Annotated in this window: 13 protein-coding genes; 9 read left to right on the forward strand and 4 right to left on the reverse strand. The window is 72.5% G+C overall.

What is annotated here, in order from left to right; genetic code table 11:
- Window positions 1-42 precede the first annotated feature (42 nt).
- Window positions 43-1,710, reverse strand: coding sequence for an amidohydrolase (locus ACH45E_RS15035; RefSeq protein ID WP_361438868.1), 1,668 nt, complete (start codon window positions 1,708-1,710; stop codon window positions 43-45).
- A gap of 31 nt (window positions 1,711-1,741) precedes the next feature.
- On the reverse strand, window positions 1,742-3,277 hold the full coding sequence (locus tag ACH45E_RS15040; protein WP_361438866.1) for an APC family permease: 1,536 nt from the start codon (window positions 3,275-3,277) through the stop codon (window positions 1,742-1,744).
- 182 nt (window positions 3,278-3,459) lie between these two features.
- On the opposite strand from ACH45E_RS15040, the gene ACH45E_RS15045 reads away from it, so the two are divergent.
- A complete protein-coding gene (locus ACH45E_RS15045; protein WP_361438864.1) occupies window positions 3,460-4,188 on the forward strand; it encodes a TetR/AcrR family transcriptional regulator in 729 nt (242 codons plus the stop codon).
- Here ACH45E_RS15045 and ACH45E_RS15050 read toward each other — a convergent pair.
- A complete protein-coding gene (locus ACH45E_RS15050; RefSeq protein ID WP_361438862.1) occupies window positions 4,157-5,017 on the reverse strand; it encodes a DMT family transporter in 861 nt (286 codons plus the stop codon). The two genes, ACH45E_RS15045 and ACH45E_RS15050, sit on opposite strands and share 32 nt — an antisense overlap.
- Window positions 5,018-5,281: 264 nt before the next feature.
- Here ACH45E_RS15050 and ACH45E_RS15055 point away from each other — a divergent pair, with 264 nt between their 5' ends.
- A complete protein-coding gene (locus tag ACH45E_RS15055) occupies window positions 5,282-6,043 on the forward strand; it encodes an SDR family NAD(P)-dependent oxidoreductase (protein ID WP_361439157.1) in 762 nt (253 codons plus the stop codon).
- 42 nt (window positions 6,044-6,085) lie between these two features.
- Window positions 6,086-6,835 carry a polysaccharide deacetylase family protein gene (locus ACH45E_RS15060; protein ID WP_361438860.1) on the forward strand — a complete coding sequence of 250 codons (750 nt, stop codon included), beginning with the start codon at window positions 6,086-6,088 and terminating at the stop codon, window positions 6,833-6,835.
- 2 nt (window positions 6,836-6,837) lie between these two features.
- On the opposite strand, the gene ACH45E_RS15065 is transcribed toward ACH45E_RS15060, so the two are convergent.
- Entirely contained in the window at window positions 6,838-7,887 is a 1,050-nt protein-coding gene (locus tag ACH45E_RS15065) for a galactosyldiacylglycerol synthase (RefSeq protein WP_361439155.1), read from the reverse strand.
- A 93-nt stretch (window positions 7,888-7,980) separates the two neighbouring features.
- Between ACH45E_RS15065 and ACH45E_RS15070 the strand changes: the two genes are divergently transcribed.
- From ACH45E_RS15070 to ACH45E_RS15095, 6 genes are all read left to right on the forward strand, one after another.
- The gene (locus ACH45E_RS15070; protein WP_361438858.1) at window positions 7,981-8,889 is read left to right on the forward strand and encodes a DMT family transporter; all 909 of its coding nucleotides are present in this window, start codon (window positions 7,981-7,983) and stop codon (window positions 8,887-8,889) included.
- Window positions 8,890-8,941: 52 nt separating this feature from the next.
- Window positions 8,942-9,415 (forward strand): MarR family transcriptional regulator, encoded by a 474-nt coding sequence (locus tag ACH45E_RS15075; protein ID WP_361438856.1) that lies wholly within the window; start codon window positions 8,942-8,944, stop codon window positions 9,413-9,415.
- Window positions 9,416-9,597: 182 nt separating this feature from the next.
- Window positions 9,598-11,265, forward strand: coding sequence for an MFS transporter (locus tag ACH45E_RS15080; protein WP_399040869.1), 1,668 nt, complete (start codon window positions 9,598-9,600; stop codon window positions 11,263-11,265).
- A 135-nt stretch (window positions 11,266-11,400) separates the two neighbouring features.
- The gene (locus ACH45E_RS15085; RefSeq protein ID WP_361438854.1) at window positions 11,401-12,198 is read left to right on the forward strand and encodes a hypothetical protein; all 798 of its coding nucleotides are present in this window, start codon (window positions 11,401-11,403) and stop codon (window positions 12,196-12,198) included.
- 570 nt (window positions 12,199-12,768) lie between these two features.
- Window positions 12,769-13,710: an ABC transporter ATP-binding protein gene (locus ACH45E_RS15090; protein ID WP_361438852.1), complete on the forward strand. Its 942-nt coding sequence runs from the start codon at window positions 12,769-12,771 to the stop codon at window positions 13,708-13,710.
- Complete coding sequence (locus ACH45E_RS15095) at window positions 13,707-15,056, forward strand: ABC transporter permease (protein ID WP_361438850.1); 1,350 nt, start codon at window positions 13,707-13,709, stop codon at window positions 15,054-15,056. The genes ACH45E_RS15090 and ACH45E_RS15095 overlap by 4 nt, the downstream gene beginning before the upstream one ends.
- The last annotated feature ends 20 nt before the right edge of the window (window positions 15,057-15,076 follow it).

Below are 15,076 nucleotides of genomic sequence, written 5' to 3' on the forward strand. Positions count from 1 at the left end.
GCCGGCGGGACCGCCGCCCGTCGGTGGGACGCGGCCCCCGGATCAGGCGTCGGCAGCCGCGTGGACGCGTTGGCCCTCGACGAAGGTCTGCAGAACGCGGGTGGTGGCGATCTCCTCGGCGGGGGCCGCGAACGGGTCGCGGTCGAGGACGATCAGATCGGCCGATTTTCCTACGGTGATGCTGCCGGTGGTGGTGTCGAGATGGTTCGCGTAGGCGCTGCCGGCCGTGTACGCGGCGAGGGCGGTACCCAGGTCGAGGCCCTGTTCGGGGAGGAAGACAGGGGTGCCCGTGGGGGCGTCCGGGGCGATGCGGTTGACGGCGACATGGATGGCCTGGAACGGATCGGGGCTGCTGACCGGCCAGTCGCTGCCCGCGGCCAGTGTCGTGCCCGCGCGCAGCAGGTCGCCGAACGGGTACTGCCGGGCGCCGCGTTCGGCACCGAGGAAGGGCAGGGTCAGTTCGTCCATCTGCGGTTCGTGCGCGGCCCACAGCATCTGCAGGTTGGCGGTCGCTCCCAGGGTCCGGAACCGGGGGATGTCGTGCGGATGGACGACCTGGAGATGGGCCAGGTGGTGCCGCGTGTCGCGGTGGCCGTTGGCCCGGCGGGCGGCCTCCACGGCGTCGAGCGCCTCGCGCACCGCGCGGTCGCCGAGGGCGTGGAAGTGGACCTGGAAGTCCAGCGCGTCGAGTTCGGTGACGTACTTCTTCAGCGCTTCGGGCTCGACGAAACTGATGCCCTTGTTGCCGGAGGAGCAGCCGCAGCCGGTGAGATACGGGTCGAGCAGGGCGGCGGTGTGGTTCTCCGCGATACCGTCCTGCATGATCTTCACGGTCCCGGCCCGGAACCGCCCCCTGCTCAACTCCGCGCGGCGGGCGACGAGTTCGGGAAGCTGCTCGGCGCCGCGCTCGCGGTCCCACCACAGGGCGCCGACGACGCGGGCGGTGAGCAGACCCCGGTCGAGGGCGGCCTGGTAGGCGGGTGCCGGGTCCGTCATGTTGGTGTAGGTGCCGATGATGGCGTCCTGCCAGGCGGTGACGCCGCAGGAGTGCAGTACGGCCTGTGCGCGCAGCAGGGCGGCCAGCTGTTCCTCCGGCGTCGGGTCGGGCACCAGCCTGCCCACGAGGTGGACCGCGCCCTCCTGGAGCATTCCGGTCGGGTTGCCCTCGGCGTCCCGCTCGATCCGGCCGTCGGCCGGGTCCGGGGTACGGGAGTCGATGCCGGCCCGCTCCAGCGCCCGGCTGTTGACCCAGGCGCCGTGGTGGTCGCGGTTGGGCAGGAAGACGGGCCGGTCGGGGACGATCGCGTCGAGGGCGGCGGCCGTGGGGGAGCCGCCGGGGAACGCCTCCAGGGACCAGCCGCCACCGGTGATCCACTCGGCGTCCGGGTGCTCGTCCGCGTACGCCTTGATCCGGCGCAGGTACTCGGCCGGGTCGACGGTGTCGCCGAGATGGCACAGGCCGAGCTCGATGCCCGCGCCCTGCGGGTGGACATGGGCGTCCTGGAAGCCGGGCAGCAGCAGCTTCCCGGCGAGGTCGACGACCTCGGTGCCCGGTCCGATCAGCTCGTGCACCTCGTCGTGGCCGACGGCGGCGATCCGCCCGCCGCGCACGGCCACCGCGGTGGCACGGCTGCGGGCGGGATCCACGGTGTGCACGGGACCGCCGGTCAGCACGAGATCGGCGGGGCCCGTGGCCTGGGAATGCGTCATGTGAGGGAACTCCGAGTGGGGGAGAGGGGGGTCAGACCGCCGTGCGGTCCATCGGCAGGGTCAGCGCTTCGGCGTCGGTGCCGCGTCCGGTGGTGAAGTACGGCGAGCGGCGGACGTACTTGGCGACGGCGGCCATGCCCAGGCCGAACAGGACGATGGCGGCGGGCAGGGAGAACATGAACCAGCCGTTGTCCGGGCTGAGTTCGAAGTGGTCGCTCATGGTCAGGTACGAGTATCCGAGGTAGCCGCCGAGGCCCAGGAGGACCAGGCTGGACGCGCCGGGTACGGCGACCGCGAGCAGCGCCTCGCGTGGTCCTTCGCGCAGGGCGGAGCGGAAGCGGACGGCGCAGGCCAGCGCGGTGAGGCCGTAGTAGAGGGCGACGATCAGGCCGATGGCGTTGACCGCGGTCAGCAGCATGTCGCTCAGCTTGGGGATGGCCACGGCGAGCAGGGCGATCACGGAGGCGACGGCCATCACGACGACCGTGCCGACGGCGGGGGTGCCGTATCGCGGATGGACACGGGTCCACATCTGCCCCATGGTCCGGTCCCGGCCCATGGCGAGCAGTCCGCGCGCCGTCGGGATCAGGGTGGCCTGGACGGAGGTCACGGCGGAGAACATCAGGGCGATCAGGGGCAAGGTGGCCCAGGGTTCGGCGGCCAGCTTCGCACCGAGGTAGGGAAGGGCCTGGGGACCGTTCCGGACGAGCTCGGGCAGGCTCATCTCCCGCTGGAAGGCGACCGAGGCGAAGAGGAACAGGCCGAGCATGGCGAACAGGGCGATGAAGCTTCCCCGGGCGGAGTCGTCCACGCGCCTGGTCTCCTCGTTGACGCTGAAGGCGGCGTCCCAGCCCCAGAAGAAGAACACCGCGAGGACCATGCCCTGGGCGAACGCGGTGCCGTCGGAGATGGCGAAGGGGTTGAACCAGGAGAGGGAGATGGTGTGGTGGCCGGAGACCAGGGCCCAGCCGCAGAAGGCCAGCAGCACCGTGTACTCGAAGACCAGCAGGGAGAACTGGAACCGGGTGGCGGCGCGCATCCCGGTGACGGTCAGGGCGGCGAGGGCGAGGAGGATGACCAGACCGACCGCCGTGGTGACACCGGTGGACCCGGGATCGAGGGTGATGCCGGCGAGGCTGTGCAGACCGGCACGGTTGGCGATGACCAGGACGACCGAGCCCATGATCGCGCTCGTGTAGGCGCAGAAGATGACCGAACCGACCAGGGTGACCCAGCCAGTCAGGAAGCCGGGCCAGGGGCCGAGGGACTTGCCGACCCACACGTAGCCGTTGCCGCAGTTGGGTTCCGAGCGGTTGAGCCGGGCGTAGGCGGTGGCGATGCCGAGGACCGGCAGGAAGGCCAGCAGCAACAGCGCCGGAGCCTGGAGGCCCACGATCGAGGCGATCGTGCCCATGCCGATGGCGATGCTGGTGGTGGCGGCGGTACTGGACGCGGCGAGGGCCACGCCGTCCACGACACCGAGGGAACGGCGCAGTGCGGGGCGTGCTTCGGCGGACGGTCGTGGTCTCGGAGAGGACGCGGGGGACGGGGAGGACGGGGAGGACATGGTGGGCTCCTCGCAGGACGGCGGCGGGGAGGGCCGCGCGGGAATGCGATGGAACATCCGGCGCCCGCATTCCGTCAATCCTGTTGACGTAAGCAGGGCGGGGGCCGTTCACTGCCCGTACGCCGCTACGCGCACCGTCGGTACGCCGCCTACGAGCCGGCCCGGACGAGAGGAACCCCCGGATGCCCACCCGTGTCCCGCAGGAACGCAGACGCCGCCGGCCCACCCGCTCGGGCGTCCTGCTGTCGGAGGACCTGATCGTGGAGACCGCCCTCAGGCTGATCGGCGAACACGGCCCCGAGGCGCTGAGCGTGCGTCGGCTGGGGGCGGCCCTGGGCTGCGATCCGACCGCCCTGTACCGCTACTTCCACGACACCGACGACCTGGTGCTCGCCATCGCCGACCGGATCATCGGCGACGCGATGGCGGGCTTCGTGCCCGGGGACGACTGGGTGGCCGCACTGCGCGAAATGGCACAGCGGGTGCGCGCCGGATATCTCGCCCACCCCAAGGCGGCCGCCATGGCCTCGCACCGGGTGACCCGGCGCGAGAACGAGATAAGGGCCGTGGAGACGGGAATCGGGCTGCTGCTCTCCGCCGGCTTCGAGCCCGCCCGCGCCGCACGGCTCTACCTCGCCTTCATCGACACCGTGCTCAGCCATGCCGCCACGGACGCGGCGTTCCACGCGCTCCCCCGCCAGCAGCGCGAAGCCGACCAGCGGGCCTGGCGCGACGTCTACCAGGGCCTGGACCCCGAGTCGTACCCGGCGCTGACCGCCACCCGCAGCGAACTGCCCGGCATGGCGGACAGCTCCTTCGACGACTCCGTGGACCTCCTCCTGGACGCGCTCGCGGCACGCGCCCCGGGAAACCGCTCGCTCAGTGCCCCCGCCGCTCGCCGCTGGGCATGACGGGGTGCCGCCCGAGGACGAAGACGCCGGTGATCACCGCGACCACCCCGGCGGACTGCCAGGCCAGTGCGCCGGGCTCGGTGCGCAACTCGTCCTGGAGGAAGCCGATGCCGCAGGCGATGCCGATCAGGGGTTCGGCAGCGGTCAGCGCCGGCAGGGACAGGCGCAGCGGCCCGGCCTCGAAGGCACTCTGCACCAGCAGCAGACCCACCAACGCCAGCGCGACGACGGCCCAGGGCTGCCACGAGACGAGCAGGCCGCTGATTCCCCTGGCACCCACGATGCCGCCGCTGACGCGGGTGAGCGCGTCCTGGAGGCCGTAGAGCGTGCCGGCCGCGGCAGCCAGGAAAGGCGGCCTGCGCAGCAGCCGCAGGCGCTGGGCGAAGACGACGAGGACCCCGGCCAGCCCCAGTACGCAGCCGATCACGAGCCAGTGCCGCAACGCACCGACCTGGCCCTGACCGCTGTGCGGGTGCCCCGCCACGACGAAGGCCGCCACTCCGCCGCTGAGGGCGAGCGCCCCCAGCCACCCCGACCGGCCGAGCGGCTGATCTCCCATCCACCGGGCGAGGGCCATCGCGAAGAGCAGGTTCGTGGTGAGCAACGGCTCCACCTGGGCCAGGCTGCCGCGCGTCAGCGCGAGCGCCCCGAGGATCTGGCCCACGACCATGCAGCCGATGCCCGCCAGCCACAGGGGCACTCGCGCGAGGTCCAGCAGCAGCCGGAAGGACAACATCAAGGACAGCGGTTCGCGTTCGGCCGCGTGCTGCTGGAGCACGAAGCCGAAGCCCAGCAGGCACGCGGCGGGAAGGCTGAAGAGGTACACCACGGCCTGTCATCCTCCTGCCCGGACCGCGCGCAGACCCGGTACGGCCGGGGCCCGGCCGGGAGCGTTGCGCAAAGACACCCACGTGGCTCATCGCCGTGCCGTCCATGCGCTGCCCCACGTTTGAAAGCCGTCAGCTCCGGCTACCCCTCGATCGTCGTTGTCGTCACCGTCACCGTCGTTGTCATCGTCGGATGCGCGGGTGCGGGCGGGGAGGTCAGCTTGGGACGCGTCACGGCGGATCCGGGCCCGGTCCCGTCCACCCTTCTGCCGGGCACCGCGCCCGGGACAGGCGTGGCGCTGGTGACGGGTGCGTCCTCCGGGATCGGGGCGGCCGTCGCGCGGGCCCTGGCGGACGAGCGGTGGGCGCTGCTGGTCTCCGGCCGTGACCGGGCCCGGCTGGACACGGTGGCCCACGAGACGTCCGGCGTCGCGATCCCCTGCGACCTGTCCGGCGCCGACGGCGCCCGGCAACTGGTCGACCGGGCCCTTCGGCAGGCACCGGGCATCGATCTGCTCGTCGCCGCGGCCGGTGTGGGCTGGGCCGGGCCGTTCACCTCGATGCCCGGCGGCGAGGTGGACCGGCTGCTCACCGTGGACCTGGCATCGGTGGTGCGGCTCGTCCGGCAGGTCCTGCCCCACATGGTGGCGCGGCGCCGGGGCCGGCTGGTGCTGATCGGTTCCATCGCGGGCTGCGTCGGGGTGCGGGAGGAAGCGGTGTACTCCGCGGCCAAGGCGGGACTCGGCGGTTTCGCCGACGCGCTGCGGTACGAGCTCGACGGCACCGGCGTGCGGCTGACCCACGTCGTGCCGGGCGCGGTGGACACTCCCTTCTTCGCCCGGAGAGGGGCGCCCTACTCCCGCCGCCGCCCGCGTCCGATCCCGCCCGAGCGGGTGGCCGCGGCGGTCGTCGCGGCGGTGCGCAGGGAACGCGACGAGGTGTTCGTGCCCGGCTGGCTGCGTGTACCGGTCGCGGTCCGCCGCCTCGCGCCCTCCGCGTACCGGCGCCTGGCGGCCCAATTCGGCTGAGGCCGAGGCCGAGGCTTGGGCGGATGAGGAGGCGAGGGGGACATGCGAGGCAGCGTCGACCGGGGCCGGTTGTTCACCACGGCCGTCGCCGTCGTCCCGGCGCTCGTCGCCGCGGCCCACATCGTGCCCGCCGGGACCTGGCTCCCCGGTCCGCGGCGCACCTGGCTGCCGGCCCTGGCGGGCGTCGGCGGCGACGACCATGTGGCGCTCACCTTCGACGACGGCCCCGATCCCCGCTCCACCCCCGCTTTTCTCGACGCGCTGGACGAGCTGTCGGTCCGTGCCACCTTCTTCGTGGTGGGTGAGCAGGTCCTGAGCCACCGGCGGCTGAGCCATGACATCGTCCGGCGCGGTCACGAACTCGCGGTCCACGGCTGGACGCACGACCGCCCCTGGCGGCCGGCACCGGCCAGGGAGGTCCGCCGGCTGGCGCGAGCCGCGCACGCGGTGGCACAGGTGTCCGGTGTCGCCCCCACCTGGTACCGGCCCCCGTACGGCATCCTGACCGGTGACCGGCTGCTGGCCGCGCGCCGCACCGGGCTGCGCCCGGTCCTGTGGACGGCCTGGGGCCGCGACTGGACGGCCTGTGCCACCGCCGAGTCCGTGGCGGCGACCGTCCTGGCGGACCTGCGGGGCGGCGGCACGGTGCTGCTGCACGACACCGACCGCCAGTCGGCACCGGGCTGCTGGCGGGCGGCGCTGGCCGCGCTGCCCCGGCTGGTGGGCGCGTGCCGGGCGGCGGGCCTGACAGTCGGGCCGCTCGGCGAGCACCGTGTCGCGGGCCGGGGCTGATCTCAGGCGCAGAGCCGTTCCAGTGGGCGTACGACGTCACCCCGGAAGAGCCGGCGGGTGGCGGAAGCCGGGCGACCGGGGACCGCACCGCCCGCTGTGAGGCGGTCCAGGGACCGCACCAGCTGCCGGGAGTCGGCGGCGTGCTCGGTCAGACCGAGCGCCGCCATCCGGCGTACACCCTCCGCGCCATGGCCGGGGATCGGACGGTACCCGACGACGGGCACACCGACGGCGAGTGCTTCGAGCGCCGTCTGCCCCGCGGCGTTGTCGACCAGTGCCCCGCACGCCGCGATCAGGCCCGGCATGTCGTCCACCCAGCCCAGGGCGAGCGTTCCCGGCACCCGTGACAGCAGGCGGCGCAGGCGCTCGTTCCGCCCGCACAGGACGACCGGCAGATAGCCGGCGCCGACCAGCAGCCGGGCCGTCGCGTCGAGCCGGCTCCCCACGCCCCACGCGCCCGAGGACAGCAGCACGGGCAGGCGCCCGTCGCTCGCCGCGAGCCGCTGCCGCCAGTACGTCTCGCCGGCCGGGTGCGGGCGGAAGCGGTCCGGCAGGAGCGGGCCGCAGGCGGTGGCGGGCCGGCCCAGGCCGTGCCGCACGTTCCGGGCGATCTGCGGGGTGAGGCACAGGTTGAGGTCGTTGCCCCGGTGCAGCCATTGCCGGTGGACGGCGAAGTCGGTGATGACCACCGCGCTGGGCACCGTCAGCCGTCCGAGTGCCCGCATGCGGCCGGTCAGCTGGGCGGCGAGGTGGAAGACCGCGACGACCGCGTCGGCACGCTCGCTCGCCACCCGCGCCCGCAACCGGTCCTCGGCGAGCGCCGCGAGCGGCGCGCTGCCCGGCCGCGGACCGGCGCCGGCGCGGAAGAAGGCGGCGTAGATGCCCGCGTACAGCACGGGGACATGCCGGACCGTCGCCCGGTAGAAGCCGCGCAGCCCCGCCCCGATACCGGCGGGCAGCATCTCCAGTACGTCCGTGTGCACCGCCTCGTGCCCGGCCACGCGCAGGCGCCGGGCCAGCTCGACGGCGACCGCGTCATGGCCCGACCCCATGCTCGCGCCGACCACGAGCAGGCGGTAAGGGCTCGTCCGCTCCACATGGGTAGGTGTATCACCGCGTACATCCCGTCAACGGCAGGCATGCGCATGAACGTGCTCACGGTCGTCATGGCCCTGCTCTCCGCGCTGTCCAACGCGGCGGCCTCCGTCCTGCAGCGCAGGGCCGCCGTCGAACCGGACGAGGTCACCGGCCGCGGAGTCGGAGCGGCGATGGCCCGCCTGGCGGGACTCCTGAGCCATCCGCACTGGTGGGCCGGCGCGGCGGCCCTGATGCTTTCGGCTGTCTTCCAGGTCATCGCCCTGGACTCCGGGCAGCTTTCGGTGGTACAGCCCCTGCTGGCCAGCGAACTGCTGTTCACCCTGCTCGTGGGCGCGGTGGTGTTCCGGCACCGCCCCGGCGCCGGGACCTGGCGGTCCTTCGTGATGCTCGCGGGTGGACTGGCGCTCTTCCTGCTCAGCGCGTCCCCGTCCCCCGGCAGTGACCGGGCCGACGACTGGCGCTGGCTCGTCGTGGGAGGCGGGCTGGCGTGCTGCGTCGCCGTGCTGCTGGCAGCGGCTCTCCGTATGCGTGGCCCCTTGCAGGCGGCCACGCTGGGCATCGCCACCGCCGCCGGCTTCGCGGTCACCGCCGCGCTCATCAAGGAGGTGACCGGGCGATTCGCGGCGGGACCCGCCGCGGTCCTCACCACCTGGCACACCTACGCCGCCGCCGTCACCGGACTGCTGAGCGTGCTGCTGCTCCAGTGGACGCTGCGGGCCGGCACCCTGGCGGCCTCCCAGCCGGCGCTGACCCTGGGAGATGCCCTGATCAGCATCGCCCTGGGCGGCCTGCTGTTCGGGGAGAGCATCGCGCTGGGCTGGCGCATGCTGCCCGAGGCCGTGGGGGTCGGCCTCATGGCGGCGGGCATCGTCGGGCTGACCCGGTCGCCCGTGGTGGCCTCCGGCGGCGGCTGGGACGAGGTGGCATCGGAATCAGCGGGAGTCCGCCGCGACTGATTACTAACACTTGATTGAACAGTCCAAACTGATAAACCTATGGTTAGTAACCATGGATGTGCTGGACAGGACAGGCGGCCGCACGGATGGCCATGACCGATCGCCGGAGACGGCGGCACTCGCCGGCGCACTGCGGCTGGCCATGGGCCGGATAGTCCGCCGGCTGCGCCAGGCCCACGCCGTGGGGGACGTCTCCCTCTCCGGTGTCTCGGTACTGGCCCGGCTGGCCGGCACCGGAGCGGACTCGCCCGGTTCGCTCGCCGAGCTCGAGCGCGTCAGGCCGCAGGCGATGGCCACCACGCTCGCGGGGCTCGAACAGCGTGGGCTGGTCCGCCGTACCCCGGACGCGGCCGACGGACGCCGGGCCATCGTGTCGATCACCGACGAGGGCCGGGCCGTGCTCGAGGAGCGCCGCTCCGAGTCCGTCGGCCGGCTCGCCGAGGCCCTCGACGAACTCACGCCCGAGGAACGCGACTCGCTCCGTGCCGCCCTGCCCCTCCTCGACCGGCTGGCGGAACGGCTGTGAGCGGGCCGACGCCCGCCCCGCAGGACCGGCACCCCGCCGAAGACACACCGCCGGCCGCTCCCGCCGGAGGGCTCCGCGGCCGCCTGCTCGCCCACTCCGCCCGCCACCGGGACACGCCCCCGGGCCCCGGCTACAAGTGGGTCGCTCTCTCCAACACCACGCTCGGCGTGCTGATCGCCACGATGGATGCCTCCATCGTGATCATCTCCCTGCCCGCCATCTTCCGCGGGATCGGCCTGGACCCCCTCGCGGCCGGCAACATCGGCTACCTGCTGTGGATGATCCTCGGCTACCTGCTGGTCTCGGCCGTGCTGGTCGTCGTCCTCGGCCGCCTCGGCGACATGTTCGGCCGGGTCCGCATCTACAACCTGGGCTTCCTCGTCTTCGCCTGCGCCTCCGTCGCCCTGTCCCTCGACCCGTTCCGGGCCGGCACGGGCGCGCTGTGGCTGATCCTGTGGCGCATCGTCCAGGCCTTCGGCGGCTCCATGCTCACCGCCAACTCGGCCGCCATCCTCACCGACGCCTTCCCGGCCCGGCAACGCGGCATGGCCCTCGGCGTCAACCAGATCACCGCGCTCGCCGGGCAGTTCCTCGGCCTGCTCGCCGGCGGTCTGCTCGCCGCGGTCGACTGGCGTGCGGTGTTCTGGATCAGCGTCCCGGTCAGCGTCACCGGCACCGTCTGGTCGTACCTGAGCCTGCGCGAGACAGCGGCCGGCGGGCGGGGCCGCATCGACTGGCTGGGCAACATCACCTTCGCCACGGGAGCGGGCATCCTGCTGGCCGGCATCACCTACGGCATCCAGCCCTACGGCGGCCACCCCACCGGCTGGACCAATCCCTGGGTACTGGCGGGCCTGATCGGCGGCGTGTTCCTGCTGCTGGTGTTCTGCGTCGCGGAGACCCGGGTCGCCGAGCCCATGTTCCGGCTGTCCCTGTTCCGCGTGCGGGCGTTCGCGGCGGGCAACCTGGCCGCCCTGCTCACCTCGATCGCCCGCGGCGGCCTGCAGTTCATGCTGATCATCTGGTTGCAGGGCATCTGGCTGCCGCTGCACGGCTACGACTTCGAGGACACCCCGCTGTGGGCCGGTATCTTCATGCTGCCGCTGACCCTCGGCTTCCTGATCGCCGGTCCTGTCTCCGGATACCTCTCCGACCGGTTCGGCGCGCGTCTGTTCTCCACGGCCGGCCTGATCGTGGTCGCATGCTCCTTCCTCGGCCTGCTGGCGCTGCCCGTGAACTTCGAGTACGGCCTGTTCGCCGCGCTGCTGTTCCTCAACGGTCTGGGCCAGGGCATGTTCTCCTCGCCCAACACCTCGTCCATCATGGGCAGCGTCCCGGCCCGCTACCGGGGCGTGGCCTCCGGGATGCGCTCCACCTTCCAGAACTCGGGCACGGCCCTGTCCATCGGCGTCTTCTTCTCGCTGATGGTGTCCGGGCTGGCATCCTCCCTGCCCGCCACCCTCAGCAGCGGCCTCCAGGCACACGGCGTACCCGCCGCCACCGCCCACGACGTGGCCTCGCTGCCGCCGGTCAGCACCCTCTTCGCGACGTTCCTCGGCAACAACCCCATCGGCCACCTGCTCGGCGCCGGCGGCACCATGGACCACCTCACCGCGGCCCAGCGCGCCACCCTGACCGGCCACAGCTTCTTCCCGGAACTGGTCTCCGGTCCCTTCCACCACGGCCTGGGCATCGTCTTCGGCGTCGCCGCGGCCATGGCCCTGGTCTCCGCCCTCGCCTCCGCCCTACGAGGCGGACACGAACGCGCCGACGACGACACCCCGAAGGACGGACCGGACCACGCGACGAAGGACGAACAGCCCACACGGCGGATCGCACCCTCCTCCTGAGGGACGGCCGGCGCCCCCGATACTAAATAAATCGACATATCCCGCCGGGCGTCGCGAGCCTCAAAGGGCTTCGGCCTGTGATCATGGAGCGTTCGTTGAAGGTGATCGACGAGGCAACGCCCTGTAGGTGATGTGGTGAACTGGTTGACCTCGCTGCCGGCGTGGGTGCTGGTCGTGGGCGGGCTCTCGCTTGCCTTCCTGGTCGCGGTCCTGGCGCGCATCGGCGTCCGGGTACTCGTGCCGGCCGGGGAACAGGACCGGGTACCGCAGATCGTCACGCCCCTGATGCCGACACTCGGCGCCGCCTTCGCGATCTTCGCCGCGCTCACACTGGCCAGCGAGTCCGGCTACCTGCGCGCGGCGGAGGGGTTGGTGAGCGACGAGGCGGCCGCGGCCTCGCGCCTGGCGTGGGCGGCGACAAGCCCGCGAGTCCAGTCGGAGCCCATCCACACGGCACTGATGGGCTACTTGCAGACCACGCGTGCCAGGGAATGGGGAGGCGTGGCCGCGGCGTCCGGCGACGACCCGGCCACCGCTCATGCGGTCGCACGGCTGGAGCGCAGCGTGCGCGCCGAGGCGGCCCGGCCCGAGGTGGGAACCGCGGCCGGCGCGGAACTGTTGTCCGCCCTGGACGGTGTCACCAATGGTCGGCGCGCCCGCATCGCGGCCGCCTCGCGCGCCGTACCCGTGCTCTACGTCGTCACGCTCGTGGCCAGCGGACTGGCCTTGATCGTCAACGCCGGCGCACTGGTCTTTCGCAGCAGCTGGCGAACGTCACTGCTCATCGCGGGTGTCGCGAGCGTGGTCGGGCTGAGCCTGGCGTTGCTCTTCGCACTCAGCGCGCCCTGGAACGGACCGTTCATCGTCAGCGGACATCCCCTCGACGCCATCATCGGGGATCTGAAGACCGGCTTCTTCGGCGGCGGTTCGTAGGCCGCGAGATCTGCGTCGGTTGCGAAAGCCCCGACGCCCTCCTCGACCACCTGCTCCCGAGCCGGGGCGCCTCCCGCCGGGGAAACCCGTCGTCGCCGGCGCCTGTGACGTACTCGTTGCCGGTCTCGGCACTCCTGCCCTGCGGATCCTGGCCGCGTGCACGCGCGCGGAGGCGGATCAGGACGTCCCCGACCTCCTTCCCCCAGCACTCGACGAACTGGGCCTCGCGCCCTCTGCCCAGTGGGCAGCGTTGCCGGCCAGGAAGCCGCCGCGCGGGCCCTTGCCGCCCGGATGCCGGCCGGCGAGCTGACGCCCCGTGAGCCGGCCTTCCGGATACACCGGCGCTTCGGGCACGAGTTGCCGCCGGCCGAACGACTCGCCGAGCACGACACCCGAAGTATGCGGATCCGTCCGTGACGCGTCACCCAAGTACGGCCAGATACCGGCTGGTCCGTACACACGAGCTTGCCGATGCTTTGACGATCCGTTCCATGGACGTTCAACCAGCTGTCCCTGCCTGGGTCGTGTGCCGTGCCTATGTTCCGTGACCGTTGAGAGAGAAAGGGACCCATGGACGCACTCCACGCAGTCCGGGCTCGCGGGATCACCAAGTGTTTCGGCGACGTCGTCGCACTCGACGGCATCGATCTCGATGTGACACAGGGGCAGATCCACGGCTTGGTCGGACCGAACGGCGCGGGCAAGACGACACTGCTCGGCCTGCTGCTGGGCCTGGCCGTCGCCGACAGCGGCCGCCTCGAGATCCTGGGTACACCGGTGGGGCGGGCGCTCGCCGCTACCGACGGTGTCGCCGGCTTCGTGGACGGCCCCGGCCTCTACCCCTCCCTCACCGCCAGGCAGAACCTCGCCGCGCTGGCGGCACTTCGCGGCGGCGACGCGCGGACGGCCGGGATCGACGACGTGCTCGACCAGGTCGGGCTCACCGACGTCGCCGACGACCGGACCCGCGGATTCTCCCTCGGCATGCGCCAGCGGCTCGGACTCGCCGCCGCCCTGCTCACCAGGCCCCGGCTGCTCGTGCTCGACGAACCCGCCAACGGCCTCGATCCGGCGGGCAAGAAGCACGTACACGGCGTCCTCACCCGGCTCGCGGCGGACGGAACCGGCGTCGTGCTCTCGAGCCACCGCATGGACGACCTCGAGGCACTGTGCTCCGAAGTCACCATCCTGGCCACCGGACGGGTCGTCTTCTCCGGCCCGCTCGGCAAGCTGGCCGCCGAGAACCGTGAACTCGACTACCGGCTGGTCACCTCCGACCCGCAGGCCGCCCGCCGGGTGGCTGCCGGCACGGCGGGGATCCACGTAGTCGACGACGCCGGCGCACCGGATGACACCGAGAGGCTCGTCGTGCGCGCACTGGTGCCCGCCCTCGACGAACTGGTGGTCGGGCTCGTCCACGCGGGTGTCGCGGTGCGCGAGCTCACCCCCGTGGTGTCCCCCCTGGAGGCCGCGTTCCTCGCCCTCACCGAGCAGCAGGAGGCCGGTAGATGACCGCGACCACAGTCAACGAGCGTGCCGCTGCCGCCAGTCGTGTCTCGGTGCCGCGCGGCTACCGCTTCGAGCTGGTCAAACTGGTCTCCCAATGGCGGATCCGCCTTCTGGTCCTCGCCTGCTGGATCGCACCGGCGCTGTTCGTCGCCGCGGTGAGCCAACAGAGCACGCTGCCCTCCGACACCCTCTTCGGGCGCTGGATGCACGCCACGGGATGGGCCGGACCGCTGGTGATGCTCGGCTTCGCGGGTACCTGGGCACTCCCGCTGCTGACCTCGGTGGTCGCCGGTGACGTGTTCGCCTCCGAGGACCGGCTCGGTACCTGGCGCCACCTGCTCGTGGCGGTCCGCTCGCCTCGACGGATCTTCGTGGCCAAGGCGCTGGCCAGCCTCACCGTCATCCTGCTGCTCGTGGCCGGGCTGGCCTGTTCCAGCACGGCCGGCGGTGTCGTGGCGGTCGGCGACCAGCCGCTGGTCGGACTCGACGGCCACCTGCTGGCGCCGGGGGACGCCGCCGTGAAGGTCCTCCTCGCCTGGGTCTGCGTACTCGCCCCGACCCTGGCCCTCGCCGGGATCGGACTCCTCGGGTCGGTCGCGCTGGGGCGGTCCCCGATGGGGCTGCTGCTGCCCGCGCTCGTCGCGCTCGCGATGCAGCTCGCCCAGATGCTGCCGCTGCCCGTCGCCGTACGGCTCGCCCTGCCCAGCTACGCCTTCATCGCCTGGAACGGCCTGTTCACCAGCCCGACGCAGCCCGGTCCGCTGCTGATCGGCATCGTTGTCAGCCTGGTGTGGGCCGTCCTCGCCACCGCGCTGGCCCATCTGCTCTTCCTGCGGCGCGACTTCACCAACCTGACCTACGACGGCTCCGGGCGCCGCGCGATCACCACCGCGCTCCTGCCACTGGCCGGACTGGTCGTCCTCACGGTCACGGTGGTCGCCGTGGCGGTCCCGTCCGTGGGTTCCGGAATCCAGCAGGGCAAGGTGCAGCGGTCGGTCGCCACGGCGTTCGCCCACCTCTACCGCTTGCAGACCGAGCAGCTCCACCGCCCCGCCGTCACCGAGGCGCAGTTGCGCACCACGGCCGCGTGCGACAAGGGCGCCGGCCAGCGCGCCGCCGACGGACCGGGCAACGACTGGCGGTGCGTCGTCTCCTGGCACCTGCCCGGCGTTCAGGTCACCGGACAGGCCGTCTACCAGCTCGACGTCACCGCCGACGGGCGGTTCGTGGCCGATGGCGACGGACCGAAGGAAGTGAACGGCTACTTCCTGGTGCGGACCCCGAACGGGGACGCACCGAACCCGCTGTGGCAGTTCGACGGCAACGTCGAACTGATCTCCACCTCCTGATCCCCACCCCCCTGAACTCC

The organism is Streptomyces sp. NPDC020299 (assembly GCF_044387825.1).
GTDB lineage: Bacteria > Actinomycetota > Actinomycetes > Streptomycetales > Streptomycetaceae > Streptomyces.